Origin of the sequence: Psychroserpens mesophilus (genome assembly GCF_000826645.1) — a bacterium.
Lineage (GTDB): Bacteria > Bacteroidota > Bacteroidia > Flavobacteriales > Flavobacteriaceae > Psychroserpens > Psychroserpens mesophilus.
The window spans coordinates 202,109-229,089 of sequence record NZ_JXJP01000006.1 but is presented as its reverse complement, the minus strand read 5'-3'; the positions used below and the strand labels follow the sequence as shown (position 1 = coordinate 229,089).

31 protein-coding genes, 1 other RNA gene and 1 pseudogene are annotated in these 26,981 nt (G+C 33.3%); 20 read left to right on the top strand and 13 right to left on the bottom strand.

All coding sequences use genetic code 11. The features are described 5' to 3' along the window. Positions 1-193, bottom strand: a pseudogene (locus TD18_RS07225) (hypothetical protein); the annotation flags it as partial. Between the two features lie 240 nt (positions 194-433). Here TD18_RS07225 and xerA point away from each other — a divergent pair. Further along, entirely contained in the window at positions 434-1,342 is a 909-nt protein-coding gene (gene xerA / locus TD18_RS07220) for a site-specific tyrosine recombinase/integron integrase (protein WP_040250563.1), read from the top strand. A gap of 53 nt (positions 1,343-1,395) precedes the next feature. Here the strand turns inward: xerA and rny are convergent, their stop codons facing one another. The 4 genes from rny to TD18_RS07205 form a co-directional block, all read right to left on the bottom strand. Next, a complete protein-coding gene (gene rny, locus TD18_RS07215) occupies positions 1,396-2,973 on the bottom strand; it encodes a ribonuclease Y (protein ID WP_040250561.1) in 1,578 nt (525 codons plus the stop codon). Positions 2,974-3,099: 126 nt separating this feature from the next. Beyond that, a non-coding RNA gene (gene ssrS, locus TD18_RS16985) (6S RNA) lies at positions 3,100-3,228 on the bottom strand. A gap of 58 nt (positions 3,229-3,286) precedes the next feature. Then, complete coding sequence (locus TD18_RS07210) at positions 3,287-3,580, bottom strand: cell division protein ZapA (protein WP_040250558.1); 294 nt, start codon at positions 3,578-3,580, stop codon at positions 3,287-3,289. 15 nt (positions 3,581-3,595) lie between these two features. Next, entirely contained in the window at positions 3,596-3,886 is a 291-nt protein-coding gene (locus TD18_RS07205) for a hypothetical protein (protein WP_040250554.1), read from the bottom strand. A 273-nt stretch (positions 3,887-4,159) separates the two neighbouring features. Between TD18_RS07205 and TD18_RS07200 the strand changes: the two genes are divergently transcribed. Together TD18_RS07200 and TD18_RS07195 are read left to right on the top strand one after the other, a co-directional pair. Next, complete coding sequence (locus TD18_RS07200; RefSeq protein ID WP_040250552.1) at positions 4,160-5,845, top strand: M23 family metallopeptidase; 1,686 nt, start codon at positions 4,160-4,162, stop codon at positions 5,843-5,845. 11 nt (positions 5,846-5,856) lie between these two features. Further along, positions 5,857-8,334: a TonB-dependent receptor gene (locus TD18_RS07195; protein WP_040250549.1), complete on the top strand. Its 2,478-nt coding sequence runs from the start codon at positions 5,857-5,859 to the stop codon at positions 8,332-8,334. Here the strand turns inward: TD18_RS07195 and TD18_RS07190 are convergent. Continuing rightward, positions 8,331-9,470 (bottom strand): cysteine desulfurase family protein, encoded by a 1,140-nt coding sequence (locus TD18_RS07190; RefSeq protein ID WP_040250546.1) that lies wholly within the window; start codon positions 9,468-9,470, stop codon positions 8,331-8,333. The two genes, TD18_RS07195 and TD18_RS07190, sit on opposite strands and share 4 nt — an antisense overlap. A gap of 135 nt (positions 9,471-9,605) precedes the next feature. On the opposite strand from TD18_RS07190, the gene TD18_RS07185 reads away from it, so the two are divergent. After that, positions 9,606-10,526 (top strand): hypothetical protein, encoded by a 921-nt coding sequence (locus tag TD18_RS07185; protein ID WP_040250543.1) that lies wholly within the window; start codon positions 9,606-9,608, stop codon positions 10,524-10,526. Here TD18_RS07185 and TD18_RS07180 read toward each other — a convergent pair. Then, a complete protein-coding gene (locus tag TD18_RS07180; RefSeq protein ID WP_040250540.1) occupies positions 10,519-11,073 on the bottom strand; it encodes a Smr/MutS family protein in 555 nt (184 codons plus the stop codon). The genes TD18_RS07185 and TD18_RS07180 overlap by 8 nt on opposite strands. After that, complete coding sequence (locus TD18_RS07175; RefSeq protein WP_040250538.1) at positions 11,070-11,267, bottom strand: hypothetical protein; 198 nt, start codon at positions 11,265-11,267, stop codon at positions 11,070-11,072. Before TD18_RS07175 ends, TD18_RS07180 begins: the two co-directional genes overlap by 4 nt. A gap of 142 nt (positions 11,268-11,409) precedes the next feature. Here TD18_RS07175 and TD18_RS07170 point away from each other — a divergent pair, with 142 nt between their 5' ends. From TD18_RS07170 to TD18_RS07150, 5 genes are all read left to right on the top strand, one after another. Beyond that, positions 11,410-13,254, top strand: a complete 1,845-nt coding sequence (locus TD18_RS07170) for a T9SS type A sorting domain-containing protein (protein ID WP_040250535.1) — start codon at positions 11,410-11,412, stop codon at positions 13,252-13,254. A gap of 55 nt (positions 13,255-13,309) precedes the next feature. Continuing rightward, positions 13,310-13,591, top strand: coding sequence for a DUF2752 domain-containing protein (locus TD18_RS07165; protein WP_040250533.1), 282 nt, complete (start codon positions 13,310-13,312; stop codon positions 13,589-13,591). 10 nt (positions 13,592-13,601) lie between these two features. Next, complete coding sequence (locus TD18_RS07160; RefSeq protein ID WP_040250530.1) at positions 13,602-13,934, top strand: CCC motif membrane protein; 333 nt, start codon at positions 13,602-13,604, stop codon at positions 13,932-13,934. 82 nt (positions 13,935-14,016) lie between these two features. Beyond that, positions 14,017-14,295: a CD225/dispanin family protein gene (locus TD18_RS07155; RefSeq protein ID WP_040250527.1), complete on the top strand. Its 279-nt coding sequence runs from the start codon at positions 14,017-14,019 to the stop codon at positions 14,293-14,295. Then, on the top strand, positions 14,285-14,692 hold the full coding sequence (locus TD18_RS07150; RefSeq protein ID WP_040250526.1) for a DUF2752 domain-containing protein: 408 nt from the start codon (positions 14,285-14,287) through the stop codon (positions 14,690-14,692). The genes TD18_RS07155 and TD18_RS07150 overlap by 11 nt, the downstream gene beginning before the upstream one ends. Before the next feature lie 46 nt (positions 14,693-14,738). On the opposite strand, the gene rocD is transcribed toward TD18_RS07150, so the two are convergent. From rocD to TD18_RS07130, 4 genes are all read right to left on the bottom strand, one after another. After that, positions 14,739-16,019: an ornithine--oxo-acid transaminase gene (gene rocD / locus TD18_RS07145; protein ID WP_040250524.1), complete on the bottom strand. Its 1,281-nt coding sequence runs from the start codon at positions 16,017-16,019 to the stop codon at positions 14,739-14,741. Between the two features lie 124 nt (positions 16,020-16,143). Beyond that, a complete protein-coding gene (locus TD18_RS07140) occupies positions 16,144-16,530 on the bottom strand; it encodes a DUF6768 family protein (protein ID WP_040250522.1) in 387 nt (128 codons plus the stop codon). Next, a complete protein-coding gene (locus TD18_RS07135) occupies positions 16,520-17,071 on the bottom strand; it encodes an RNA polymerase sigma factor (protein ID WP_040250520.1) in 552 nt (183 codons plus the stop codon). The genes TD18_RS07140 and TD18_RS07135 overlap by 11 nt, the downstream gene beginning before the upstream one ends. Continuing rightward, positions 17,072-17,578: a hypothetical protein gene (locus TD18_RS07130; RefSeq protein ID WP_040250518.1), complete on the bottom strand. Its 507-nt coding sequence runs from the start codon at positions 17,576-17,578 to the stop codon at positions 17,072-17,074. Between the two features lie 107 nt (positions 17,579-17,685). Between TD18_RS07130 and rlmD the strand changes: the two genes are divergently transcribed. The 5 genes from rlmD (at position 17,686) to TD18_RS07105 (ending at position 21,279) form a co-directional block, all read left to right on the top strand. After that, positions 17,686-19,113, top strand: coding sequence for a 23S rRNA (uracil(1939)-C(5))-methyltransferase RlmD (gene rlmD, locus TD18_RS07125; protein ID WP_040250516.1), 1,428 nt, complete (start codon positions 17,686-17,688; stop codon positions 19,111-19,113). Between the two features lie 11 nt (positions 19,114-19,124). Beyond that, entirely contained in the window at positions 19,125-19,679 is a 555-nt protein-coding gene (locus TD18_RS07120) for a DUF6452 family protein (protein WP_052461075.1), read from the top strand. Continuing rightward, on the top strand, positions 19,645-20,394 hold the full coding sequence (locus tag TD18_RS07115; protein ID WP_040250514.1) for a DUF6048 family protein: 750 nt from the start codon (positions 19,645-19,647) through the stop codon (positions 20,392-20,394). The genes TD18_RS07120 and TD18_RS07115 overlap by 35 nt, the downstream gene beginning before the upstream one ends. Positions 20,395-20,486: 92 nt before the next feature. Further along, the gene (locus TD18_RS07110; RefSeq protein WP_040250512.1) at positions 20,487-21,011 is read left to right on the top strand and encodes a DinB family protein; all 525 of its coding nucleotides are present in this window, start codon (positions 20,487-20,489) and stop codon (positions 21,009-21,011) included. A gap of 43 nt (positions 21,012-21,054) precedes the next feature. Further along, on the top strand, positions 21,055-21,279 hold the full coding sequence (locus TD18_RS07105) for a hypothetical protein (RefSeq protein WP_040250508.1): 225 nt from the start codon (positions 21,055-21,057) through the stop codon (positions 21,277-21,279). A gap of 48 nt (positions 21,280-21,327) precedes the next feature. On the opposite strand, the gene TD18_RS07100 is transcribed toward TD18_RS07105, so the two are convergent. After that, on the bottom strand, positions 21,328-22,482 hold the full coding sequence (locus TD18_RS07100) for a THUMP domain-containing class I SAM-dependent RNA methyltransferase (RefSeq protein ID WP_040250504.1): 1,155 nt from the start codon (positions 22,480-22,482) through the stop codon (positions 21,328-21,330). A gap of 88 nt (positions 22,483-22,570) precedes the next feature. On the opposite strand from TD18_RS07100, the gene TD18_RS07095 reads away from it, so the two are divergent. The 6 genes from TD18_RS07095 to TD18_RS07070 all read left to right on the top strand — a co-directional run bounded on the left by TD18_RS07095 (position 22,571) and on the right by TD18_RS07070 (position 26,966). Further along, complete coding sequence (locus TD18_RS07095; protein WP_040250502.1) at positions 22,571-23,302, top strand: class I SAM-dependent methyltransferase; 732 nt, start codon at positions 22,571-22,573, stop codon at positions 23,300-23,302. A 32-nt stretch (positions 23,303-23,334) separates the two neighbouring features. Then, positions 23,335-24,009 carry a ZIP family metal transporter gene (locus tag TD18_RS07090; RefSeq protein WP_040250498.1) on the top strand — a complete coding sequence of 225 codons (675 nt, stop codon included), beginning with the start codon at positions 23,335-23,337 and terminating at the stop codon, positions 24,007-24,009. Positions 24,010-24,014: 5 nt separating this feature from the next. Then, positions 24,015-24,443, top strand: coding sequence for a DUF4268 domain-containing protein (locus tag TD18_RS07085; protein WP_040250495.1), 429 nt, complete (start codon positions 24,015-24,017; stop codon positions 24,441-24,443). Between the two features lie 179 nt (positions 24,444-24,622). Next, entirely contained in the window at positions 24,623-25,705 is a 1,083-nt protein-coding gene (gcvT, locus tag TD18_RS07080; protein ID WP_040250492.1) for a glycine cleavage system aminomethyltransferase GcvT, read from the top strand. Between the two features lie 23 nt (positions 25,706-25,728). Then, on the top strand, positions 25,729-26,562 hold the full coding sequence (locus TD18_RS07075) for a sugar nucleotide-binding protein (RefSeq protein ID WP_040250489.1): 834 nt from the start codon (positions 25,729-25,731) through the stop codon (positions 26,560-26,562). A 113-nt stretch (positions 26,563-26,675) separates the two neighbouring features. Then, positions 26,676-26,966, top strand: a complete 291-nt coding sequence (locus TD18_RS07070; RefSeq protein WP_040250485.1) for a 4a-hydroxytetrahydrobiopterin dehydratase — start codon at positions 26,676-26,678, stop codon at positions 26,964-26,966. Positions 26,967-26,981: the final 15 nt, after the last annotated feature.

Sequence of the window (26,981 nt, the reverse complement as noted above, 5' to 3'; positions counted from 1 at the left end):
CTGTAGCAATACCTGCACTAAAATCGTCAGATACTTCCCATAAGTAGTTTACATCAAGACCAAAGCTAAATGAGTAAAACTCAGAGAAATCACCAATTGGTAAACCTCCATTTAAACCTGCTCTTAATTCTTGAGCATTTACATTTGATAAACTAAAAACTGCAACAGCAGCTAATAACATTAATTTTTTCATAATTTATAAGTTTTTAAAATTGATTAGTACAAACTAAATACTTTTTTTTGAAATAATAAACAATATTTAGCGACTTATTAACAATATTGTAAACAAATTTAAGCAAATAATTGATTATCAGTATTTTAAATTAAATGTTATTAACAAATAATATAAAAAATACGTCAAATGACGTACTAATTTCATCTTAAAACACCTATTTTTACCTTTATTAAACCTAATTTTTAGAGAAAAAACGCTATGAAATGGTTAAATGCGATAAAAGATTACCAACATTACCTTCAAATAGAGCGTGGCTTATCTCAAAACTCAATAGAAAGTTATGTACGTGATGTTCAAAAACTAATACTCTATTTAGAACAGCATAACATTAATAGTTCACCGACTAAAATAGATAAAAGTATTGTGCTATCTTTCATATATGATGTCTCAAAAGATCTCAATGCAAGATCTCAATCACGATTAATATCTGGCTTGCGAAGTTTCTTTTCTTATTTGGTCTTTGAAGATTATAGGAAAACTAATCCTTTAGATCATATTGAGTCTCCCAAAACTGGAAGAAAGTTACCCGATACATTGAGTATTGAAGACATTGACTCGCTCATTAGTGCCATAGACCTAACTAAAAGCTATAACAATATTTATATAGGTGAACGCAATCGTGCTATTTTGGAAACCTTATATAGTTGTGGCTTAAGAGTTAGTGAACTTATCAACTTAAAACTATCTGATCTTTTCTTTGCAGAAGGCTTTATAAAAGTCACTGGAAAAGGAGATAAACAGCGATTTGTACCTATCGGTTTAAATACCCAAAAGTATATCAACATCTGGCAACAAGAACGAACTAAAATTGATGTCAGTCCAGATGATAAAGACACGTTGTTTTTAAATCATCGAGGCTCCAAACTAACCAGAGCCATGATTTTTACTATCATAAAAGATTTAGCAAAAGCAATCAATCTCAATAAGGTGATTTCTCCTCATACATTAAGACACTCGTTTGCGACGCATCTATTAGAAAATGGAGCCGATTTAAGAGCTATTCAGCTAATGCTTGGTCATGAAAGTATTACAACTACTGAAATTTACATGCATGTGGATCGTTCACATTTAAAAAACATCTTATTGAAACATCATCCCAGAAAATAAAAAAGCATCCTAAAAAAATTAGAATGCTTTATTACATATAAGTTTTAAGATTCCTATTTAGCAATATTTACTGCTCTGGTTTCTCTAATTACAGTCACTTTTACTTGTCCAGGATATGTCATATCTGTCTGAATTTTTTGAGAGATTTCAAATGATAAGTTCGCAGCTTGTTCATCGGTTACTTTTTCGCTTTCTACCATAACTCGTAACTCTCTACCAGCTTGAATCGCATAAGCTTTATTAACTCCAGTAAATCCGAAGGCTACATCCTCTAAATCTTTTAAACGTTGAATGTAAGAATCAAGAACTTGACGTCTTGCTCCTGGTCTTGCTCCTGAAATTGCATCACAAACCTGAACAATTGGCGATAGCAAAGTCGTCATTTCAATTTCATCGTGATGCGCACCAATTGCATTGCACACTTCAGGTTTTTCACCGTGCTTTTCAGCCCATTGCATCCCTAAGATAGCGTGTGGTGTTTCCATATCTGCTTCAGAAGATGGTACTTTACCAATATCGTGTAGTAAACCAGCTCGCTTAGCTAACTTAGGATTTAAACCTAATTCCGCAGCCATAACACCACATAGTTTAGCTACTTCACGTGAGTGTTGCAGTAAATTTTGTCCGTAAGACGAACGATATTTCATTCGACCAACAAGTTTTATAAGTTCTGGATGTAAGCCGTGAATTCCTAAATCAATAACCGTTCGTTTTCCGACTTCAATGATTTCCTGTTCAATTTGCTTCTCAGTTTTTTTAACAATCTCTTCAATTCTGGCAGGATGAATTCTTCCATCAGTCACTAACTTATGTAATGACAAACGTGCAATCTCACGTCGTACAGAATCAAAACAAGATAAAATAATGGCTTCAGGTGTATCATCAACAATGATTTCTACGCCTGTTGCAGCTTCAATCGCTCTAATGTTTCGACCTTCTCTACCAATGATTCGACCTTTAACATCATCAGATTCAATATTAAAAACGGACACACAGTTATCAATCGCTTCTTCTGTTCCGATACGTTGAATTGAGTTGATAATGATTTTCTTAGCTTCTTGTTGAGCTGTCAGCTTAGCTTCTTCGAGTGTATCTTGTAAATAACTCATCGCATCAGTTTTAGCTTCGCTTTTTAGCGATTCTACCAATTGTGCTTTCGCATCTTCAGCAGACAGACCAGAAATCACTTCCAGTTGCTTAATCTGGCTTTTATGTGCCTTTTCAACCTCGTCTTTTTTCTTTTCTAAAAACTCAAGTCTAAAATCGTAGTCTTTGATTTTATCTTCAAGACTCTGATTTGATTTTTTTGCTTTGGCTAATTCGCTAGACACCTGAGATTCTTTATCTCTGGTTCGCTTTTCAGCTTCAGCCATTTTTTTATCTCGTGATAAAATGACCTTTTCATGTTCCGACTTAAGCTCTATAAACTTTTCTTTAGCCTGAAGTATTTTATCTTTCTTTATAGATTCTCCTTCATTTTTAGCTTGCTTTAAAATAGAATCAGCTTCATTCTTAGCATCTTTAATAAGTTTAGATGCATTGCTCTTTTCAAGAGATTTTGCAATAATATATCCGAGTATTATTCCTAATACTACGCCTCCAACAATCATTAAAATTGTGTTCGTATCCATGTTTTAGTTAGTTTTAAAATGTATTTGATGTCATCAAAATTTCCCAATATACCTGGGAGTCACTCATCTCAGTTTTAATATGAGTTGAGTTAAAAAAAAAGCCTACATCAGTTTCAGATTTTGTATAAACTCCTTAAAAACAAGTTTAGGGCTAACAAACTGATCAAAAATCTGCCTGAATACTAAAACAAGTTTAGTACTAGCAGCTCGATTTTACAGTTTAAACTCACCCTTTTTAAAGAATTAACGTTGAGTTTATCAAAAATAAAATAACTAATGTAGGCAGTAACCTAATGTTGTATTTAAAAGAACGTTAAGCACTTAAATGTTCGTGTAACAGTTGATTTAAAGCATTTAACTTTGTCTCAACTTCTTCACTCACTTCGGCTTTATCTATTGTTTTCTGTTCAACCTGAGAAGCAAATTGTAACGCACACATGGCTAATACATCTTGCTTATCACGAACAGAGTAATTTTGTTCAAACTGGCTTATCATGGCTTCAATCTTTTTAGCTGCTTTTCGCAATCCTTCCTCCTGACTTGGTGCAATCGTTAAAGGATAGACTCTGTTTGCTATAGATAGCTTTATTTTAAGCTGTTCTGCCATTAAATTTTATTAACATTATTCAGATAATTGCGCGATACAATGATCAATATCTCGAATTAATGAGTTTATTTTAAGCTTAGTTTCTCTATTATTCTCGTCACTGCCCAGCAATGAATTTGCCATTTTGAGTGCTTCATATTTATCAGCCCAAGAACTAATTTCTTCCTGTTGACTCATATTTTTTTTCTGTTGAATTGCTAATTCTTCTGAGATTTTAGCATTGGTCTGCTTTAATACTTCTAATTTATGCAAAACCTTGCTAATTTTGTTCTCTAACGAATCTACAATATCTTCAATTTTACTCATTTACAAAATTCAATACTGATGTAACAAAGTTAACATACCAAATGAAAAATAGCAATAGTTTTATAATAAATTTTGAATATATATCTTAACATCAGTGATACAGTGACTTAGCGAACAATTTAATTTTAAAGGAATTGCTCTTTTAAATGATAACTTTATTATTTTTGAAACTAATTACAACCATAATCCAAAATCTATTTGTAGAATATTTTCTATATTTAAAATAATTCAATAATTTTACGTTATAGAATTCTAATATTCTTCAGAGCACACATGAAATATCTTTATCTACTCTTATTCATCACACAATTTGGCTTTTCCCAATTGCCTTATCCTCAGGACTATTTTAGAAACCCATTAGATGTTACCTTAGTATTATCTGGAACTTTCGCCGAATTACGTTCCAATCATTTTCACTCTGGATTAGACATTAAAACGCAACAACGCACTGGATTACATGTGTATGCTGTTGCTGAAGGCTATGTGAGTCGCATTAAAATTTCACACTTTGGATATGGTAAAGCGCTTTACATAACACATCCTAATGGCTATGTATCAGTATATGCGCACTTAGAAAAATTTTCACCTACCATCGAGAAGTATATTAAATCTAAGCAATACGAAAAAGAATCTTACGAAATTGAAGTTTTCCCTTCTCCTGAAGAATTACCAATCACAACCGATGAAATCGTAGCGTTTTCTGGAAATTCAGGAAGTTCTGGTGGTCCACATTTACATTTTGAAATCAGAGATAATGCAGAACGACCAATCAATCCCATGCTCTTCGGAATTGATATTAAAGACACTAAACGTCCTATCGTTTCTGCTATTTATGCCTATCCTAAAGATCGAAAATCTCATGTAAACGATATCAAAGTCAAAAAAGAGTTACGCCTTATTCCTCTTAAAAATGGCGATTATAATGTTGAGCCTATTGAAGCTTTTGGCGAAATTGGATTTGGAGTTGTAAGCTACGACCAGCAAGACTTGGCTTATAATAAAAATGGCGTCAATAACATTCAAACCTTTTTCAATGGAAACAAAAATTTTGAAATGGATTTTAAACGTTTCAGCTTTGATGAAACTAAACATCTCAACCGTTATATCGATTTTGAAATTTTTAAAACTGAAAAATCACGTGTACAAAAACTATTTGTCCAACCCGGAAACACATTAAGCATGCTGAAAGATGTTTCCGACAATGGCTATATTCGTGTAGAAGACAGCACGTCATCAGTATATAAAATTCGCATTCAAGATTTTAAAGGCAATGAAACTTGGGTAAATATTCCTATTAAAGGTAAAAAAGCTAAAGAACGACTTGAAGGCTACGACGTGCAGCCAGCTTACTATGTTCAAGCCAATGAATCACTGAGGTTAGAGGACAAGAATATTTCTGTATTCTTTCCAAAGAACACCTTTTATGACAATTTTCATATCGATTTTGCCGTTAGCAGTGATACTTTAACATTGCACAAAGATGTTGTTCCGCTAATGAAAAATTGTACGATTACTTACAACATTGAAAACTATTCCGAAGAAGATAAAAGTAAACTCTTCATTGCAAAGCTTTATGGTTATTACAAAAAGCCATATTATGTAAGCACGACTAGACAAGGTGATTATTTAACCGCAAGAACGAAATCTTTAGGAACCTTTACTTTGGCAATAGACTCTATTAGCCCAACAATTAAGCCTTTAAATTTTCAAGATGGCAAATGGCTAAGTAAGTCTGAAAACATTAAAATTAAAATTGAAGATGATCTTTCAGGAATTAGTAATTACAGAGCTACCATTAACGGAAAATGGATTTTAATGGAGTATGATTACAAAAAAGATACGTTAACTTACAATTTTGAAGATGCTGTAATTTCTGATACTGAAAATAATTTGAAAGTAATTGTTATCGATAATATTGGAAATAGTTCTACATTTGAAGCAACATTTTTTAGAAAATAAAAAGAAGTCTTTTGAAAATAAAAAGTTTACTCCTATTACTCTTACTAAGCCTGCCATTCATTGGTATTACACAAAATGCAACCATTAAAGGTGTTATTCTTGACGATCAGCAACTACCCATTTATAATGTAAATATTAAAGCTGGTGACACAGGAACAACGACAAATGAAAACGGATTTTATGAGCTTAAAATTCCTGCAAATACTGATGTAACGGTCGTTTTCACCCACTTGTCTCACAAAAAAGTTGAAGTCACCTTTAACTTAAAAAACGGTGAAGAAATTGAGTTTAATCCAGTGATGAAAATTGAAATAGAACAGATCACCGAAATTATTATCAATAGCAATACTAAGCAGTCTGTTGAAGGGATTGTCTCTGTTCCTCCTGCGGTATTAAGAACGATTAAAGGTGCACAACCTGGAGTTGAAAATATTTTAAAGACCTTACCTGGTGTCAATATTTCAAACGAATTGAGTACGCAATATTCTGTACGCGGTGGAAACTTTGATGAAAACCTTGTATATGTCAATGAAATTGAAATTTACCGTCCGTTTTTAATTCGCTCAGGACAACAGGAAGGCTTAAGTTTTGTCAATACTGATCTGGTTCAAAATGTTGATTTTTCGGCTGGTGGATTTCAGGCCAAGTATGGCGATAAATTATCTTCAGTTTTAGATATTACCTATCGTACACCTATTAAATTTGGTATTAGCGCTGAAGCCAGTCTTTTAGGCGGAAGTCTTGCCGCAGAACACGTTAGCAAAGATTCTAAGTTTTCAGGTATTATGGGTTTACGTTACAGAGATAATAGTTTGTTTATAAATTCTTTGGAAACGGAAACCAATGTCGTTCCAGTATTTGCTGATGCACAAACGTATTTAACCTATAAGTTTTCGGATAAATTTCATTTAAATTTCCTCGGAAATATCTCACTTAACAAATACAATTTTCAACCTCAAAACAGACAAACCAATTTTGGTACTCTAGACGAGCCTGTAGCTTTATTAGTGTTTTATGAAGGTCAGGAAAAAGATCAGTACTTAACGTCTTTCGGAGCTTTTAAAGCTAATTATTTTCCTTCTGAAGACCTTACCTTAAAATTAATAGCTTCAGCTTATCACACTACTGAAGAAGAATATTTTGATATTTTAGCGCAATACAGACTTGGAGAAGTAAATAGTAATATTGGCGATGAAAACTTAGGAGAAGTTGAATTTAGTGAAGGTATAGGCTCTCAATTAACACATGCCAGAAATGATTTAGATGCCTTAATCTTTAATATTGAACATAAAGGTGATTACAAACTGGACGAAGAAAGTACGTTCGAGTGGTCACTTAAATACACGCATGAAGACATCAGAGATCGTTTGGTAGAATGGGAAGTAATTGATAGTGCTGGTTTTTCAGTACGTCCTCCAATTTTCGATGTGCTAAATGAACAACCTTACGAACCTTTTGAAGGTCCTTTAGTTGCGTTTCAAAATGTTCGGGCAACTAACGAAGTACAAATTGACAGATTGCAAGCGTATGCACAATGGAGCAAACGCTCAATGCTTGGGAACAATGAAGTATTTTACAATGCAGGTGTTAGAGTTCACAACTGGACTGTAAATAGCAAAGTTCCAAATCAAGATGGTGTAACCAGCTCTACACAAACTGTTTTCAGTCCGAGAGCACAATTCGCCATCAAACCAGACTGGGAAAAAGATATGCTCTTTAGAGTTGCTGGAGGATTGTATTATCAACCACCTTTTTATCGTGAATTAAGAGATTCTTCAGGTATTGTACAACCAGACGTTAAAGCTCAGAAATCTATTCATTTTGTTTTAGGTAATGAATATAGTTTTGAAATATGGGAACGCCCTTTTAAGCTGGTTACTGAAGCGTATTACAAAAATCTTACTGATGTTAATCCTTATACTTTGGAAAACGTTAGAATCCGTTACAGAGCGCGAAATAATGCCACGGCTTATGCTTACGGACTTGATATGCGCTTAAATGGTGAGTTTATCCCTGGAACAGAAAGTTGGTTTAGTTTCGGGTTTTTAAAAACAGAAGAAAATATCGATAATCAAGGAAATATTGCAAGACCTACCGATCAACGTTTAAAATTTGGTGCCTTATTTCAGGATTATATGAAAGTGCTTCCAGATTTAAAAATGTATTTAAACTTGGTTTACAATACTGGTGTTCCTGGCGGTTCGCCTAGTTATGCCAATCCGTATCAGTTTCAAAATCGCTTACCAGATTACAAACGTGCTGATGTTGGTATTTCATATCTTTTGGTGGATCCTAACAAAGAATATACAACAAAGTGGAAACAGCGTTTTAAAGAATTGTCTGTTGGCTTTGAAATTTTCAATATTTTCAATGCCCAAAACTCCATTACCAATACTTGGGTTCGTGATGTATACAGTAAGCGACAGTTTGCTATTCCAAACTATTTAACACCTCGTGTGTTTAATGTACGTTTGAGTACGAGGTTTTAAACAAATTCCTTTAAAACTTCAATCACATAATCAACATCAGCTTTCGTATTGAAAATGCTAAATGAAAAACGGACTGATGGTCGTTTGAGATGGTCTTCGTCTAAAATTTCACTTAATACATGAGAATTTTGCGAACTTCCACTCTGGCAAGCACTCCCTTTAGAGCAAGCAATCCCTTTTAAATCGAGCTGAAACTGCAATAACGATGCTTTTTCAGTAGCAATTGGCAAACAGACGTTAATAAGTGTATATGTGCTACTTTCAGAATCCTGACAACTTCCGTTAAACGTAACTTCAGGAAAAACATCACGTAATTGTTCAATAAAATAGGTTTTTATCTCTGAGATGTACTGACGTTCAGTTTCAAGATTATTATATGAGCATTTTAAAGCTTCAGTTAAACCAACAATATTATGGATAGCTTCTGTTCCTGCACGATAACCTCGCTCCTGCTCGCCTCCAAAAATGGAACCTTTAATCCCAGAATGCTTTCTGATAAAAGCAAAACCTACACCTTTTGGTCCATGAAACTTATGTGCACTTGCAGCTAAAAAATCCAACGGCATTTGTTCCAAATCCAATTGGTAATGTCCAACAGACTGGACAGTATCACTATGAAACAAGGCCTTGCTACTTTTACACAAATCAGCAACTAATGCGATGTCTAATTTGTTTCCAATTTCATTATTGATGTGCATCAAACTCACCAATTGTTTAGCTTCAGATTGCAATAACATTTCCAAATGCGTATAATCAATGTGACCATCGGGCTTTAAATCAACAAATTTCACATTAATATTGTATTCTTTTTTAAGCGCCTCAACCGTATGTAAAATAGCATGATGCTCAATTTTAGATGTGATAATTTCAGATACTCCTAAATCTCTTACGGCACTTCTCAGTATCAAATTATCGGCTTCTGTACCACCAGATGTGAATACAATTTCAGAAGCAGACACCTTAAAATACGATGCGATTGACTTTCTACATGTTTCAATAATTGATTTAGATTGCCTTCCATAACTATGTGTAGAAGAAGGGTTTCCAAAATTATTTTTCATGCATTCAGTCATACAATCAATAACCTCATTACGTAGTTGAGTTGTTGCGGCATTATCAAAATAAACAGTCGTCATAAACAAGTAAAATAATTATGCAAAGATGCAATATTCTTATGGTAAATAAAACGTTTTGAAACCATTCAAAATTATTTGTTAATCCTATCGTTAAAACTCTACAAATCTCTATTTTTGTTTTAAATGAATTATAGCATGCGAAAATTTCTGTACATCCTTTGCTTCGGATTTTTATTGACAACCTGTGATGATGGTAATATCTTTGAAGTCACTTTCGATTTTGAAGATACTTTTAGTCAGTGTGGTACTTTGGTTTTTTATAAAACGAATGGAAGCACTTCGGAATCTTTATCAATTAAGTTTGCTGCTTTAACTATTGAAGACATTTTAGAAGTTGGCGAAGACAATCTATATGAAAACACTTTACCTTTAGGAAGTACAAATGTATTTAACTATCGAAGCTATACCAACTTACCTGCTGACAACCTATTGTTTTGTAATGATATTCCGCCTTCAAATCTTGGCATTATCACTGATGAAGTGAGTCTTAGTGGTCAGGTATACATTAGAACTGTTTTGGTTGAAGATGATAATGATGGGATTCCATCAGAGCAAGAAGACCTAAATGGTAATGGAAATTATGATGATGATGACACTGATAGTGATGGTATACCCAATTATTTAGATGCCGATGACGATGGTGATAATGTGTTAACTAAAACAGAATTAGACACTTTAAATGCTGATGGTGATGATGATCCTTTAACAAATCCTAAAGATACTGATGACGATGGCACTCCTGATTATTTAGACACTGACGACGATGGAGATGGTGTATTAACGAGAGATGAAGAAAATAGCAACGCCAATCTTAACCCAACGGATGATATTTCTGATCCTGATTCTGGAGTTGCCGATTATTTAAATGACCAAGTGAGCACCACAGTTGTTGCAACAGCCTTTAGAACTCATACCATTAGAATGACTTACACCATAACGGCCACTGTTACTAATATCTCATTGCCTTCTATTACCCAACAAACTTTAGATTTCGGGACATTAGACGACTCAGATGTTACCAGCGATACAAGAACTGGTATGCCTGTGTTTAATTAACAGCTACATTCTGAAAAATATAAACCTCTGTTGCACCAAGACCGTATTTTTGCAAATCAGCATCATAGTATTTAATGTTGTCATAACGTCTGAAAAGCGTTTCTAATTCCATTTTTAAAACGCCCTCTCCGACACCATGAATAAATACTATTTTCTGGATACGTTTACGCATGGCAAATTCTAATTGTCGCTTCGCAGTATCAATTTGAAGTGTTAACATATCGTAATTAGTCATTCGCCTTTCAGAATCTGTTAGCTTATGAATGTGTAAATCGACTTCCATTGTAGGTTGATTGCGCTCTTTAGGTTTTGTTTTAACCGAACGTTTTTTTGAATGTTGCTCCTTTTCTTTGATAATCTCCTCAAAACCTTCTGTGGAAAACACATCACTGGAAAACGATTTGTCTTTAATAAGTTCATGCGACTGAAACTCTAAAACAAAACCATCAGAAGTTGTAATACCGACGACATTATTATTAATTTCTTTGACAATTCCTGAGATATCATCATCTAATACTGAAACCTTATCGCCAACTTCAAATTTCATAAATCTTCATTATTTTGTGACTCTTCACTTTGTTTCGTTTTACTTGGAATATTTCTTGATATTCTATAAATACCCAACATTAAAGTCACGATTCCTCCAATTAAAATATATGGGTTCTGATCTTCTCCTGCCTGAGCGTAAATCGCTACAAATGCGCCAATTAGTATCAATAAATAACTTATCACTCTAGACATATTTCACTTTTTATCGGTAAAAAATACAATTTATCGAAATTACGCTATATACTTCAAATAATCAAAATGTAAATGTCTATTTTTATGGTATTCCCTACATTTATTTTCATTTATTTCTTTGTATCACAAGAATCGTAAAGCCATGAAAAAGTTATATTGTTTAGTATTTATGTTCTGTTTTATTCAAACGTCATTTTCTCAGGCTGACTTATTTGTTAGTAATGGAAGCTACGTTTATGTAGATGGCGATGGGTTTACTGATGGAGATCCTGCGATTGCACCTATTTATGTTACCAATGATATTGATTTAGAAAACAACGGATTTGTATATTTAAGAGATGGTGCGCAACTGTTACAAGGGAACAACACAGGTAATTCTGGCTTAGGAAGATTAAGTGTGTTTCAAAATGGTACAGTTCATAATTGGGCTTACAATTACTGGTGTTCTCCTGTAGGTAATGTTTTTCAAACTGATGGCACTACACCTCTTGATAACGGTGTAAATAATCCTTTCAAAGCAACAAATCAATTGTTTGATTTTATTGGAGATCCTAATCCTGCATTAAATCCCATTACAAGTACACCAGCCACTTTTTTCTCAAACTACGATGGTGTTTCTAGTCCCTTACAAATTTCTAACAGATGGATTTATACTTATGATCCCGGAACGGTCTATAGCGAATGGGATTACGAAGGCGACTTGGGAGATGTGGATCCTGGTTACGGATTCACGATGAAAGGCACGAGCGGTTCTGGAAACAATCAGCTTTATGATTTTAGAGGCAAACCTAATAATGGCACAATCACAACTGCTGTTTTAAATGGCGAACAGACCTTAGTTGGAAATCCTTATCCTTCTGCAATTGATGCTAGAGCTTACATTTGGGATGCCATTAATAGAAATTCTATAAATGGTACACTTTATTTTTGGGAACAAGATCTTAGTGTAAATTCTCATTACATAGCCGATTATGTTGGAGGTTACGCAACTTATACCATAAATGAATTAGCAACTTTAGCAACGTTTACTCCTGCAACTTTTAATACCCATAATCCAGATGGAACTATAAACACTATTGGACCTTCAAGTACAAGTTTAAAAAATGTATATAGATATATTCCAGTAGGTCAAGGTTTTATGGTTGAAGGCAATAGTGCTGTCAATACTACAGTTAGGACAACTAATGCGATGCGGATTTATGTAAAGGAAGGTGCTCAAAGTGAATTTTTTAGAGCTGCTGAAAACAATTCAGTGTCCTATGATGCGTTTATTTATAATGAAGACGGTTTACAACTCATACCAGATGACTACAAGCGTTTTAGATTGAATGTAGATTTTAATGAAACCTACACAAGACAATTGCTACACAACTTCCATGATACAGCTACTGATGGTTTCGATTATGGCTTAGAATCTAAAAGTCCGTCTAATTTGCAATCTGATGCATCGTGGATCTTAGATGGTGAGAGCTATGTAGCTCAAGCTCATAATTTCGATATGGATTTAAAAATTCCAGTTGTGATTAATGTTGCCGAACAACAAGCCGTGAGATTTCGGATATTTGATGTACAACATTTTGACAACCAACCGATTTACTTGCATGATATCGAAACTAACTTGTACGTTAATTTAAAAGAGCAAAATTATGATTTAAATTTAGCCTCTGGAGAATATTCAGAACGTTTTGAAATTACGTTTACTAATGACGATACACTTGGCACTGCAGCTGTTACAATTTCAGACTTCATAGTTTTTCAAGACAATATTAGCTCACAATTAACAATTAAAAACCCAAACAACTTGCCAATAAATGGTGTTTCACTTTTCGATGTTGCAGGAAAACAAATCTTTAATGTCGTTGATCTCGATACTCAAGACACCTACACGTTTTCCACAAAGAATCTGAGTGAAGGAATTTATGTAACGGTTCTAAGTTTAGATGACAATAATTCACTTTCCAAAAAAGTAGTCATAAAAAACAAGTAAAGAAGACCTTCTTCTTTTGTTAGTTTTATTATTTTTGATTTTAAATTTTGATATTATGTCTTCTTTTGAAGAACTCATGCTGCCATGTTTCTGGAAACAAACTTTTGGAATTGAATGTCTTGGATGTGGAATTCAGCGATCGCTATCGCTTTTGATTCATGGTGATTTTGTAGGTGCATTTTATATGTATCCAGCTATATATTCGCTTATTCTACTTTTTATATTTTTAATAATTCATTTAAAATTTCAATTAAAAAATGGGCATAAAATAATATTGGGTCTATTTATTTTGAATATTAGTATTATAATAATAAATTACTATCTCAAACACTTTTAAACACTATACTATGGAAACACAAAAATTACCAAATGCAACATTAATACTTGTAATGGGTATTCTCTCAATTGTAGGATGTTGCTGTTATGGATTACCAGGATTAATCTGCGGTATCGTAGCAATTGCTTTAGCATCTAAAGCAACAAAAGTTTATAAATTAGCTCCAGAAACCTATTCAGACTACGGAAATGTTAAAGCTGGTAAAATCATGGGTATTATAGGTGTGGTTTTAAGTATTCTTTTTGTTGTATATTTATTTTGGGTTATTTCCTACTTTGGATGGGAAACACTTCAAGATCCAGAATTACTTCAAGAAAAAATCAAAGAAATGCAAGGATTATAATATTGTATCAACAATAAAAAAGCGACCAATTGGTCGCTTTTTTTTTATTACTTTTGAGTCATAAATCTAACCAATTAAAATAATGGAAAACAAACCTCAAAGACCAAGCAGTTATTTAGCATTAGCAATTATTAGTACAATTTTATGTTGCCTCCCAACAGGAATTGTAAGTATTATCTATGCAACTAAAGTTAATAGTCTTTATGAAGACGGAAATTACAATGAAGCAACAAAAGCATCTAAAAATGCGAAAACCTGGGGATTAGTCTCTATTGGAATTGCTGTATTAGGTTGGGTTTTATACATCTTAATTTTTGGAATTGCGATGTTTGGAGCGCTTGCAAATAGTAATGGCTACTAAAACTAAAATCATATTTATTGTAGGTATAGTGATCATACTCTTTGGTGTATTATCACTATACTTTTTTATAAACCCCTCAGAATATAATTTTTTTCCTAAATGTCCGCTCTACTCGTACACTGGTATTTATTGTGCAGGCTGTGGAAGTCAGCGAGCGATTCATCAAATTATCAATGGAAATATCCTTACTGGCATTAGACACAATTATTTATTGATTTTGGTGTTTGCTGTATTAAGTTACAAAGCTGGATTATTTGTTTTAAATACCATTTTTAATAAAACATACAGCGATATATTTCATAGATCATTAGTAACAAAAGTTATTTTAGTACTTGTTCTGCTTTTTTGGGCATTGAGAAACATCAACCTATTTCCTTTTACAGAATTAGCACCATAAAAAAAAGCGACCTAGTAGTCGCTTTAAATTTATTGAGTCTCTATTTCTAGTTTTCAAATTCTTGAAGAGTTTTAGTAATAATCGAAACACAATCTAGTAATTGCGCTTTAGTCATGACTAATGGCGGAGCAAAACGAATAATGTTACCATGTGTTGGCTTGGCCAATAAGCCATTGTCACGCAACGCTAAACAGATGTTCCATGCCGTATCACTATCTTCATCATCATTAATTACAATAGCATTTAACAAGCCTTTACCCCTTACTAATTTTACTATTGCACTGTCTTCAATGTATTTATTCATTTCACTTCGGAAGAGTTCTCCTAGTTGAAATGCGTTTTCAGCTAAGGCTTCTTCTTTTACAACTTCTAATGCAGCAATAGCCACTGCAGCAGCTATTGGATTACCACCGAAAGTACTTCCGTGATTTCCTGGTTGAATCACATTCATAATCTCATTATTTGCCATAACAGCTGAAACTGGATACACGCCTCCACTTAATGCTTTGCCCAAAATCAATACATCAGGTTTTACATCTGGAGTACCAGAACAATCTTTATTCGGACAACTACAGTTACCACAACTTGCTAATAATCTACCTGTACGAGCAATTCCAGTTTGAACTTCATCAGCTATGAAAAGAACATTATACTTCTCACACAAGGCTTTAGCATCTTTTAAATAATTTTCACTTGGCACAAAAACTCCGGCTTCTCCTTGAATAGGCTCTACCATAAATCCAGCAATATTAGGATTGCTATCTAAAACGGCTTCTAATTCTTGTAAATTATCATATTCAACCTTTATAAATCCATCAGTATATGGTCCGAAATTTTTTCTTGCAACTGGATCATTAGAAAATGAAATAATGGTCGTTGTTCTTCCATGAAAATTGTTTTTACAAACAATAATTTCAGCTTTGTTTAAATCGATTCCTTTTACTTCGTAAGCCCATTTACGGCAAAGCTTTAAAGCCGTTTCAACAGCCTCTGCTCCCGAATTCATAGGTAGCATTTTGTCAAATTTAAAGTATTCTGAAGCATACTTTTCATACTTTCCTAACATGTCGTTATAAAATGCTCGAGAAGTTAATGTTAGTCGTTGTGCTTGCTCTGTCATTGCATTAACAATCTTTGGGTGACAATGCCCTTGATTTAACGACGAATAAGCCGATAAAAAATCATAATACTTTTTGCCTTCAACGTCCCAAACAAAAACACCTTCACCTTTAGTAAGTACTACTGGTAATGGATGATAATTTTGAGCTCCATACTTGTTTTCTAGTGCCATCGCTTCTTGCGATGAAATGTGGTCTAAAACAGCCATTTTAATTGAGTTTTTAAATTAAAAAATAACCATTCCTTATCTACCTTTATCCTTTCGAAGAGTCCGAAAATTCAGCGTGGGAAAGAAATCATCCCTAGGGTTTGCAAATTAATACTTTAAAATCTTATTCGGAAATTTTTCCTGATAATGATGATACCTGTAATTCTAAACGCTTCATTTCTCTTAAGATGGCATTTTTATCCATTTGCATCCAGGCAAAAATCTTAAGCATACTTACTCCTAGCAAAAATACAAGACTTCCAATTCCCCATTTTATAAGTTCATTGGTTTCGGTTGCATCAAAGAAACTAACGACACAATAAACAAATAAACCAAAGAACACTAAAGTCATTAGGTTCATTAAAATTAACATCCATTTGTTCTTTCCTTGAAACAATCCTTCAATCATTCCTAAAACATTTTGTTCTTCCAGTGAATCATAAAATTTAGATTCTTCTTCTGTTAAGGTCTCTTTAATTAATTGATCAATATCTTCCATATTAGTTTTCATAATTTTTATGTTTTAGAATTAATTTTAATTTTTCTCTGGCGTGAAATAATCTTGACTTTGTTGTTCCTACAGATATATTCAAAAGAGCGCTAATCTCTTTAAGTGTATAATTTTCAGTATAAAACAATCTCAAAACGACTTGCTGTGATTCAGGCAATGTATTAACTGCCTTTAAGAGCACTTGTTTAATTTCAATGTGTTCTTTATCTACTTCTAGAGAAGATGTTTTCGAAATACCGAATTCCATTTCGTTTTCCCGCTTCCTATTGATGTCTCTCAACGCATCTAATGACTTTGAATATACAATACGTAACGCCCAACTTTTAAAACTCGATGGTTTTTGTAATGTTTGCACCTTATTCATAATTGTTTGCCAACATTCCTGAGCAATATCTTTAGACAAATCAGCATCCTTAACAATCCAATACGCCTTTTTACAAAATATCAAGTGCCATCGTTCTACTAATTTTGCAATTGCTTTTTGATCTCCAGCCTGATAAGCTTTGATGAGTTCGGTATCTATCTGGCTATGGTTTTTCAATTATGCCTTTTTAATTTGAAATGATTTTCGCTTATAAACTTCCCTTAAAATTATCACCCAAAGATTGTAAGATGATTTTATCTTTTCTTCGGAAAAATGATTCTCAACATTATCAAAAGCATCTTCAATTAGAGCATCGTGCAACCAACGAATCATGAATACCCATAACAAACTGGCTTTAAACGTGGTATTCATTTTTATCATGTGATTTATTTCCGAAGCGTCATTAGATAATGCCTTAATATTCAATTCATGAGTGCCTTTAAACCCTTCTGGTTTGGTGAATTCAAATTTAATATGCTCTCCAGGTTTAAAGTCAATTATCGTATATCGAATTTGTCCGTGTCCACCTTGACTTCCAACTTTTAAACCTTCCGTAAAATACATTTTAGGCCAATTTTGAGATGGCCAAATCTGATCCTTAGCAGTTGCTAATGTTTTAAATAATTGAGACACCGTTTCCTTAGGCTGATTGATGATTCGTTTATGTCTGTTAACAACTCTCATACCCTAAAGACGCACAAAAAACAAAAAGGTTCATTTTATTTTGAAGTTTTTTAAAGATAATCCTAATTCCTTACATTTTTATTTAAGGCGATTGTTATTTTTGCCTTATGGCAAGACGTAATAATAAAAGACAAATTTTTGAACACATTGAAGTGATTGATGCTGGAGCGAAAGGAAAAACCGTTGCTAAAGCACCAGATGGTCGCGTCGTGTTTCTTCCAAACGCAGTTCCTGGTGATGTTGTAGATGTACAGACCTTTAAAAAGCGAACTGCCTATTATGAAGGTAAAGCCATAAAATTTCATACACTATCTGATAAACGTACTGAACCTAAATGTGAACATTTTGGCGTTTGTGGTGGTTGCAAATGGCAACACATGGACTACAAATACCAACTGGAATTCAAACAAAAAGAAGTTACAAATAATCTTGTACGCATTGGTCATTTAGAATTGCCTGAAGTCTCTCCTATTTTAGGGTCTGCAGAACATTATTTTTATCGAAATAAAATGGAATTTTCATTTAGTGATTCCAGATGGCTTACTCAGGAAGAAGTCGATTCTGATAAAGATTTAGGCGATAGAAATGCCTTGGGTTTTCATATTCCAGGAATGTGGGATAAAATATTAAACATCAATAAGTGCTGGCTTCAGGAAGACCCTTCAAACGACATCAGAAATGCTGTTCGTGAGTTTTCAATTAAACATGGTTTGGACTTTTTTAATACGCGACAACAAACTGGATTATTGCGAACAATGATGATTCGTACGTCTTCAACTGGTGATTTGATGGTTGTTGTTCAGTTTTTTAAAGAAGATAAAGACAAACGCGTGTTGCTTTTAGATTTTATTGCTGAATCCTTTCCGCAGATTACCTCGTTACAATATATCATCAATAGCAAAGCTAATGATACTATTTACGACCAGGATGTGATATGTTATAAAGGTAATGATCACATTTTTGAAGAAATGGAAGGCTTGCGTTTTAAAATAAATGCCAAATCGTTTTATCAAACCAATTCTAATCAAGCCTACGAATTATATAAAATTACTCGTGATTTTGCAGGATTGAAAGGTGATGAATTAGTTTATGATTTATACACAGGAACAGGAACCATAGCTCAATTTGTTGCAAAGCAGGCAAAATTTGTCGTGGGTGTTGAAGCGGTTCCAGATGCAATAAAAGCTGCAAAGGAAAATGCACAATTAAATGACATTACCAACGTTGACTTTTATGTAGGTGACATGAAAAATGTGTTTAATACAGATTTCATAACCAAAAATGGTCAGCCAGACGTAATTATAACAGATCCACCTCGTGATGGTATGCATAAAAATGTTGTACAACAGATTTTAAATATAGCTCCAGACAAAATCGTATATGTAAGTTGCAATAGTGCTACTCAGGCGAGAGACTTAGCCTTGATGAAAGATATTTATAAAATCACAAAAACACAGGCTGTTGATATGTTCCCACAAACACATCATGTTGAAAATGTTGTACTTTTGGAAAAACGTAATTCATCTGATTTATAAATTAAAAAGCATTGAAATTTAACATTATAAAAAAAGTAGGTTTTGTAGTTTTAATTTTTGCTACTCTAAGTACATGCGAACGCGATGATATTTGTCCGGAAGATATACCCACAACTCCAAGATTAATATTAGAATTTTACGATGTTTCCAATCAGGAGAATACTAAAATTGTTCCTGATTTATTCATCCAAGGTATTGGAAATTCTCAAGTACTAACAGGTTTTTCTGGTTCTTCAGATATACTTGAGGTACAGTTACCACTAAAAACCGATGAAAACTCTACCAGTTTCAGATTTATTACTAATTACGAATTAGTTGATGACAATGGCACACCGAATGATACCTCTGATGATATTTTTAATGGAAATGAAGATATCATTACCATAAATTATATTACTGAAAACGTTTATGTTTCCCGAGCTTGTGGCTACAAAACCGTGTACAAAGCTGTCAACATACAGTTTGATCCTGATGATACAGAACGTTGGATTGTTCTAGCGCAACCCTTAAACGATAATCAATCAATTGAAGATGAAACAACAACACATTTTAAATTTTTTCATTAGTAGTTGCATTTTACTCTTCTGCTGTGTGTTGAATGCTCAAGACACCATTGATGGAGAAACGCAAACAGACACCTTAATTTATAAACAAAAATATGGTTTGAGACTTGGTGCCGATTTGGGTAAAATAGCTCGATCTTTTATTGATGATGATTTTACAGGTTTTGAAGTTACTGGTGATTATCGATTAACAAAGAAAATATATTTGGCTGGAGAATTAGGAACAGAAGAACGCACACTCTCAACAGATTTTCTGGACATAACGGCTTCGGGTAGCTATTTTAAGGCTGGTATTGATTACAATTCATATCAAAACTGGCTTGATATGCAAAATATGATTTACTTCGGTTTTCGTGCTGGCGTAAGTTCGTTTAAGCAATCCTTAAATAACTATACAGTTTATAATACCAATCAATATTGGCCAACACAATTTTCTTCTGAAGAAGCTATTGAAGCAAACGGATTAACAGCGATTTGGGCCGAACTAATTGTTGGTATAAAAGCTGAATTATTTAGCAATTTGTTTTTAGGTCTTAATGTTCAGATAAAACGCTTAATCACTGAAGATGAACCTGAGGGTTTTGAAAATCTATATATTCCAGGATTTAATAGAACATTTGACAGTGGACGCTTCGGAATAGGCTTTGGTTACAACTTGTCGTATCTTATTCCTATTATAAAAAAGGATAAAAAAGTTGCTGTAGAAAAAGAGGAATAACTAAAATTATTTTATTTCTGAACATCTCTGCTTTCAAGACTAAAATATCATAAATATTTTATATCTTTTACATATATATCACTACAACCTTTATGGATAAAGATTCGATTGCAGATCTTATAGAAGACAAAAACCAGGCGTTAATCAATTGGATTTCTAATCAGGATAATGATAAATGGCTTGAAGGTCCTGAAGGTAAATGGACTACTGGTCAACATGCGCTTCATTTGCTTCAAAGTGTTAAACCGCTTAACGACGCCTTGAGTATGCCAAAATTTGTCTTGCGCTATAAATTCGGAAAATCTAATAGAGACGTTAGAGATTATCAAACTGTTGTAAGTCGTTATCAGGAACGTTTAAAAGATGCGGAAGGTCAAACTTTCGGTCCTTCACAACACATGAAAATTCCTGAATTAACCGACAAACAATATATCTTAGACAGACTATTGGTTGAAGGCAAAAAACTAGAATATAAAACGAGGAGAATTTCAGATAAAAACTTAGATTCCTTAATCCTACCACATCCACTTATGGGAAAAATGCCGATTCGGGAAATAATTATGTGGACTGCTCATCATATTGAACATCACACAAATACCTTAAAGGAAAAGTATTGATTACCTTTGCGCTGTAGATCATTAAAATGACTAACTTTCAATTATGAATTTAAACTTATTGTCATGTGTTGCTCAAAAACCTGATAGAAGAGCTATTGCGAGTTGCATTTCAGAAATTTCCTCTAACATAAATGAATCTAAGGCAAATCTTCTTACCGACATCCTTTTAGAAGGAGATCAGGTAGCTATAGAAACAAAAGCTAAAAACTCTGGCTCTACATTGAGAGCTTTACGAAAACTAAGTATCGATTACGAAATTATAGAATAAAGAAACTTATTGAAAGTTCAAGGTTAACTACTAGTTACATTTTAATGCCTACTGCTTACTAGCTTTCTTACTCCCTTCGTACATCACATATTTAACAAAACGCGCTTCTAGTTTCGCATTGACGAGATGAATTTTTCGTGATGGACGCAGACCAACATGTTTTAAAGCATCTAAATTTGAGGTAATAAACCAGGCATCAGTTCCTGGATAACCTTGTTTTAGTGTATCTCCAATAGTTTTATAAAAGTTTTCCATGTCGATATCTAATCGCTCACCATAAGGCGGATTGAAAACCATATGTAATTTTTCATCACCTCCTTTTTGAGTCTTAAAGAAATCTTCATGCTGAATATGGACAAATTCTTCCAAATGTGCATTTTTAATATTTTCTTTTGCTTTAGTGACAGCACTTGGTGATTTGTCATAACCAATAATTTTATGATGAAAATCTCTGGTTTTATTCAGAAGGGATTCTTCAATTTTTTCGAATAAATCAACATCCCAATCTGCCCAACGCTCAAAAGCAAACTCCTTTCGCATTAAATTGGGTGGAATATTACACGCAATCATAGCGGCTTCAGCCAAAATAGTTCCGCTACCACACATTGGATCCATAAAATCTGTTTGTCCGTCCCAACCCGAAAGCATCACCAAACCAGCTGCAAGAACTTCGTTAATTGGGGCTATATTCGTCGCCGTTTTATAACCTCTTTTGTGTAATGAATCGCCAGAAGAATCTAATGAAATATTGCAGGTATTTCTATCAATATGGACGTTAATTTTCACATCAGGAAACTTCAAATCTACATTTGGTCGCTGTCCATCCATATCTCTAAATTTATCTACAATAGCATCCTTTGTTTTTTGAGCTATATACAATGAATGCGTAAAGACTTGAGAATTAACCGTCGCATCAACTGCCAGACTTCCTGTTGGTTTTAAATAGTCTTCCCAGGGCATTTTATAGATGTTATCGTAGAGATCTTGTTCATTTCGTACTTTAAATGTGTGAATTGGTTTCAGAATTTTAATCGCTGTTCGTAAGGCTAAATTAGCCTTATACATGAACCCTTTATCACCTTCAAAACTAACGTTTCTAACCCCTTTTTTGACATGTATTGCTCCTAGTTGAATGAGCTCACGTTCTAGCAAATCTTCAAAACCAAACAAGGTTTTAGCGACCATTTTATAATTATTCTCCATACGATACGACTAATAGATTGCAAAAATAAAGTATTTTTGTGGCTTATAAGAAGAATTAAAAAGATTCCCTTTACTTAGTGAAATAAACATGGCAGAAGACACACAACAATGGTATGCATCTTGGTTTGATACACCTTTCTATCATATTCTTTACAAAGATAGAGATCATAGTGAGGCACAAATGTTTATGGATAACCTCACAGAATATTTAAATGTCCCTGAACATGGTAAAATTCTAGATCTTGCCTGCGGAAAAGGTCGCCACTCCATGTATCTAAACTCTCTAGGCTATGATGTTACAGGTGTAGATTTATCTGAAAATAGCATTGCTTATGCCAAGCAATTTGAAAATGATACCTTGCATTTTGATGTGCACGACATGTGCAAACCTTACGGAAAAACATTTGATGCTGTTTTTAATCTGTTTACCAGCTTTGGATATTTTGAAAATGAAGACGACAATCTTAAGACCATAAAAGCAATTAAAGCCAATTTAAACGATTATGGTTTCGGTGTCATTGATTTTATGAATAGTGACTTTGTAATTAATAACTTAGTTGATGAAGATGTCAAAACAGTTGAAGGCATTGACTTTCATCAAAAGCGACGAGTTGAAGATGGTTACATTATTAAAACCATAACCTTTAATGTCAATAATGAAGATTATAGTTTTCAGGAACGTGTTAAAGCACTAACCTTAACCGATTTTGAGGTTCTTTTTGAAAAAGCAGGTGTGCATTTACTGGATGTTTTTGGTGATTATAAATTAAATAGATTTTACAAAAACACTTCAGAACGTTTAGTCATGGTCTTTAAATAGTCCATGATTTTATTAAAGGATATTATAAAAATATGAACACATATCTCTTACCCATATTTGCAGTAATTTTTGGAGTTGTTTTAGCATTTATCAGTAAACATCAAAAAACTATAAATACAAAGCTTTTACTATCCTTTAGTGGTGCTTTTTTATTGGCGCTTACTCTTTTTGATTTATTGCCTGAAGTTTATGAACATTTAGAAGTTAAACGCACTGGACTTTGTATCATGTTTGGAATTTTGCTTCAGATTGTTCTGGAGTTTTTCTCTAAAGGTGCAGAACATGGTCATGTACATATTCATAAACATGAAACATCATTTCCTTGGTTGTTATTTATCAGTTTATGTATTCATAGTTTTCTCGAAGGCTTCCCTATTCATGTCCATAACGATATGGTTTATGGTGTTCTCATCCATAAAATTCCAATTGCAGCCTTAATTACAGCTTTTTTATTACAATCTAATTATAGCAAGTCACATATTGCGTTTTTCTTAATAACATTTGCAGCGATGACGCCTTTAGGCACTTTAGTATCTAACACTTCTAATTTAGGTATAGATTACATTTATACCATCAATGCTATTGTAATTGGTATCTTTTTTCATATTTCTACGACCATTTTATTTGAAACTGGTGAAGGTCATAAATTCAACTTATCCAAACTCATTGCTATTGTTTTAGGTGTTGGAATAGCTTATTTTATTTGATAATCATGTTTTCTAAGGAAGAATCACGACAATTACGACAAGAATTCTGGACAAGCTTCGGAAAGTCATTTCCTAGAAAATGGATTTTATACGATACTAAAATTAAAGGTTTTTCATTTAAATTTCATTTCGATACTAAATCAGCTTTAGTAGCATTAGATCTAGAAGACGATTTAGAAACCCGAATCAATACCTGGGAAAAGCTACTAAGTCTTAAAACCATTTTGAAAGACGACTATCTTCCTGAAGCAATTTTTGAAGAGGAATATTATCTTGATAATGGGAAAGAAATCTCAAGAATTTACATACCACTTGAGCAAAAAGTTTCCATTCACAATAAAAATACCTGGCAAGAAGTGATGGTGTTTTTTAATACAACGATGGATAAGTTTGAAACGTTCTTTACCGATTTTGAAGACATCTTAAAAGATTAGATTTATAGATCGGAATTCATCTTTTTATATTAACAATTATTTAGTACATGAAGCCACTTTGTCTTTAATAAAACAGATATTTTTCGATACATTTGTAGTGAAAATTCTAAGATTGAATTTGACCTTTAACATTACATATTATGATTTCCGTTTAACGGATGATATAAACCAATTTTTGAATGAAAAATACAGCCTTAACTGAAACACACATCGCACTTGGAGCAAAAATGGTTCCTTTTGCTGGATACAATATGCCAGTACAATATGAAGGTGTTAATATTGAACATGAAACCGTTAGAAATGCAGTTGGTGTTTTTGATGTGTCGCACATGGGCGAATTCTTAATTGAAGGTCCGAAAGCTTTAGATTTAATACAAAAAGTGACCAGTAATGATGCTTCAAAACTCACGGTTGGAAAAGCTCAATACAGCTGTATTCCTAATGATAATGGTGGTATTGTAGATGACTTAATAGTGTATAGAATAAAAGAAGACACCTATCTTTTAGTGGTTAATGCGAGTAATATTGAAAAAGACTGGAACTGGATTGTATCAAAAAATGATGTTGGAGCTGAAATGCGTGATTTAAGCGAAGACTATTCGTTACTCGCTATTCAAGGTCCGAAAGCTGTTGAAGCCATGCAAACATTATCTTCTCATGATTTATCCGAAATAAATTTTTACAACTTTCTAGTTGGGGATTTTGCTGGAGTTGATCACGTTATTATTTCTGCAACGGGTTATACAGGAAGTGGCGGATTTGAAATTTATTGCAAAAATTCTGAAGTAAAACAAATTTGGGATAAGGTCATGGAAGCTGGAGCGCCTTATGGCATTAAACCTATTGGACTAGCTGCGCGAGACACACTTCGTTTAGAAATGGGTTACAGTCTTTACGGAAATGATATTGATGACACCACCTCGCCTTTTGAAGCAGGTTTAGGATGGATTGTAAAATTCACTAAAACCTTTACCAATTCTGAAAACTTATCTGAACAGAAAAAACGAATTCTCGATAGAAAACTAGTTGCGTTTGAACTCGATGAAAAAGGAATTCCGAGACAAGGTTACGACATTGTAGATTCTAATGGAAAGCAAATTGGTAAAGTAACCTCAGGTACCATGTCACCTTCATTGAAAAAAGGAATTGGCTTAGGTTATGTGGCTCCAATATTTTCAGATTTTGGTAGTAAAATCCATATTCAAGTGCGTAAAAATGCTATTCCGGCAACTGTTGTAAAATTACCATTCTACAAAGGCTAAGGCATCGTATGATGTTATGATTTATGAAGGAGAACGAAAGTAAACATCGCATATTAATTTTAGGTGCCAGTGGTTTTATAGGAAATGCTATTTATAAAGAATTGTGTTCTTATTTTAAAACTTTCGGAACGTATCGTATTCCACATAAAACCTTTACTTCAAACAATCATTTTTTACATTATAATGTAGAACAAGATGATGTGTATGAGGTTTTGGAAGCTACCAAACCTTCCATCATTATTTCAGCACTACGAGGTGATTTTCATGCACAAACGATTGCGCATCAGCATATTTCACAATATGTATTAGATCACGATTGTAAAATCATTTTTCTGTCATCTGCCAATGTTTTTGATGCTTATAGTAAGTATCCAAGCTACGAACTAGACAAAACCTTTAGTGGAAGTGTTTATGGCCATTTCAAGATTAAAATTGAAAACATGTTGTTACGCCTTCCAAAGAAAAAAGTAGCAATCGTCAGGCTTCCAATGGTTTTAGGAGTACAGTCGCCAAGAATTAAAGAATTAAAACAACATCTAAGTGATAAAACCGCCATTGAAATTTTCCCAAATATCATTATGAATGTGACAACCGATTCAAAAGTCACACAACAAATTCATTACATTATCAACAGAAATAAATCTGGTGTATTTCATTTAGGGAGTACAGATTTAGTACATCACGATGAGTATATCAAAGATATTGTAAATCAAATAACGACAAAAAATGGTGTGCTTTACAAACATGTTTACACGACCAATGAAGATCGTTATCTGGCTGTATTACCTAAATTTAATAAACTTCCCAAACATCTTCAGGTAACCAGCCTTGAAGTACTTGAAGAACTTAATAAGTAAAAACCTGCCTTTTAAAGTTTATTTTGTCAGTTTATCTCGTTTTGTATTGTCGAAATGTATAAGTTCTTATTTTACGATAAAATTTCATACATTTATTAGAAAGAATTTCAACTATGAGTTTATTGTCTGAAGATATTATCGAAAAAAAACTACTTCATTTTCCAGATTGGGACTATCATAAAAATGCTATTCATGCCGAATTTGAATTTGACAATTTTAAAGATTGTTTTAGTGCAATGAGTAGAATCGCTTTTGAATGTGAAGCACAAAACCATCATCCCAATTGGACTAATGTCTATAACGTTTTAAAAATTTCTCTATCAACCCATGATGCCAATGGTGTTACAGATAAAGATTTTAAATTAGCTGAAGCGATTGAGGCCATTGTAGAAGTACAAGAGTAATTACATTACCTAATT

What these genes read in the sequence shown, in the direction of transcription:
- TD18_RS07155 (WP_040250527.1), top strand. Translation starts at nt 14,017, where the DNA reads ATGGAAAACAAACCTCAAAGACCAAGCAGTTATTTAGCATTAGCAATT.
- TD18_RS07190 (WP_040250546.1), bottom strand. Translation starts at nt 9,470, where the DNA reads ATGACGACTGTTTATTTTGATAATGCCGCAACAACTCAACTACGTAAT.
- TD18_RS07180 (WP_040250540.1), bottom strand. Translation starts at nt 11,073, where the DNA reads ATGAAATTTGAAGTTGGCGATAAGGTTTCAGTATTAGATGATGATATC.
- TD18_RS07090 (WP_040250498.1), top strand. Translation starts at nt 23,335, where the DNA reads ATGAACACATATCTCTTACCCATATTTGCAGTAATTTTTGGAGTTGTT.
- TD18_RS07170 (WP_040250535.1), top strand. Translation starts at nt 11,410, where the DNA reads ATGAAAAAGTTATATTGTTTAGTATTTATGTTCTGTTTTATTCAAACG.
- TD18_RS07200 (WP_040250552.1), top strand. Translation starts at nt 4,160, where the DNA reads ATGAAATATCTTTATCTACTCTTATTCATCACACAATTTGGCTTTTCC.
- TD18_RS07160 (WP_040250530.1), top strand. Translation starts at nt 13,602, where the DNA reads ATGGAAACACAAAAATTACCAAATGCAACATTAATACTTGTAATGGGT.
- TD18_RS07165 (WP_040250533.1), top strand. Translation starts at nt 13,310, where the DNA reads ATGTCTTCTTTTGAAGAACTCATGCTGCCATGTTTCTGGAAACAAACT.
- TD18_RS07110 (WP_040250512.1), top strand. Translation starts at nt 20,487, where the DNA reads ATGGATAAAGATTCGATTGCAGATCTTATAGAAGACAAAAACCAGGCG.
- TD18_RS07210 (WP_040250558.1), bottom strand. Translation starts at nt 3,580, where the DNA reads ATGGCAGAACAGCTTAAAATAAAGCTATCTATAGCAAACAGAGTCTAT.
- TD18_RS07205 (WP_040250554.1), bottom strand. Translation starts at nt 3,886, where the DNA reads ATGAGTAAAATTGAAGATATTGTAGATTCGTTAGAGAACAAAATTAGC.
- TD18_RS07140 (WP_040250522.1), bottom strand. Translation starts at nt 16,530, where the DNA reads ATGAAAACTAATATGGAAGATATTGATCAATTAATTAAAGAGACCTTA.
- TD18_RS07130 (WP_040250518.1), bottom strand. Translation starts at nt 17,578, where the DNA reads ATGAGAGTTGTTAACAGACATAAACGAATCATCAATCAGCCTAAGGAA.
- TD18_RS07100 (WP_040250504.1), bottom strand. Translation starts at nt 22,482, where the DNA reads ATGGAGAATAATTATAAAATGGTCGCTAAAACCTTGTTTGGTTTTGAA.
- TD18_RS07185 (WP_040250543.1), top strand. Translation starts at nt 9,606, where the DNA reads ATGCGAAAATTTCTGTACATCCTTTGCTTCGGATTTTTATTGACAACC.
- TD18_RS07085 (WP_040250495.1), top strand. Translation starts at nt 24,015, where the DNA reads ATGTTTTCTAAGGAAGAATCACGACAATTACGACAAGAATTCTGGACA.
- TD18_RS07150 (WP_040250526.1), top strand. Translation starts at nt 14,285, where the DNA reads ATGGCTACTAAAACTAAAATCATATTTATTGTAGGTATAGTGATCATA.
- TD18_RS07095 (WP_040250502.1), top strand. Translation starts at nt 22,571, where the DNA reads ATGGCAGAAGACACACAACAATGGTATGCATCTTGGTTTGATACACCT.
- rocD (WP_040250524.1), bottom strand. Translation starts at nt 16,019, where the DNA reads ATGGCTGTTTTAGACCACATTTCATCGCAAGAAGCGATGGCACTAGAA.
- rny (WP_040250561.1), bottom strand. Translation starts at nt 2,973, where the DNA reads ATGGATACGAACACAATTTTAATGATTGTTGGAGGCGTAGTATTAGGA.
- gcvT (WP_040250492.1), top strand. Translation starts at nt 24,623, where the DNA reads ATGAAAAATACAGCCTTAACTGAAACACACATCGCACTTGGAGCAAAA.
- TD18_RS07175 (WP_040250538.1), bottom strand. Translation starts at nt 11,267, where the DNA reads ATGTCTAGAGTGATAAGTTATTTATTGATACTAATTGGCGCATTTGTA.
- TD18_RS07075 (WP_040250489.1), top strand. Translation starts at nt 25,729, where the DNA reads ATGAAGGAGAACGAAAGTAAACATCGCATATTAATTTTAGGTGCCAGT.
- xerA (WP_040250563.1), top strand. Translation starts at nt 434, where the DNA reads ATGAAATGGTTAAATGCGATAAAAGATTACCAACATTACCTTCAAATA.
- TD18_RS07115 (WP_040250514.1), top strand. Translation starts at nt 19,645, where the DNA reads ATGAAACAACAACACATTTTAAATTTTTTCATTAGTAGTTGCATTTTA.
- rlmD (WP_040250516.1), top strand. Translation starts at nt 17,686, where the DNA reads ATGGCAAGACGTAATAATAAAAGACAAATTTTTGAACACATTGAAGTG.
- TD18_RS07105 (WP_040250508.1), top strand. Translation starts at nt 21,055, where the DNA reads ATGAATTTAAACTTATTGTCATGTGTTGCTCAAAAACCTGATAGAAGA.
- TD18_RS07070 (WP_040250485.1), top strand. Translation starts at nt 26,676, where the DNA reads ATGAGTTTATTGTCTGAAGATATTATCGAAAAAAAACTACTTCATTTT.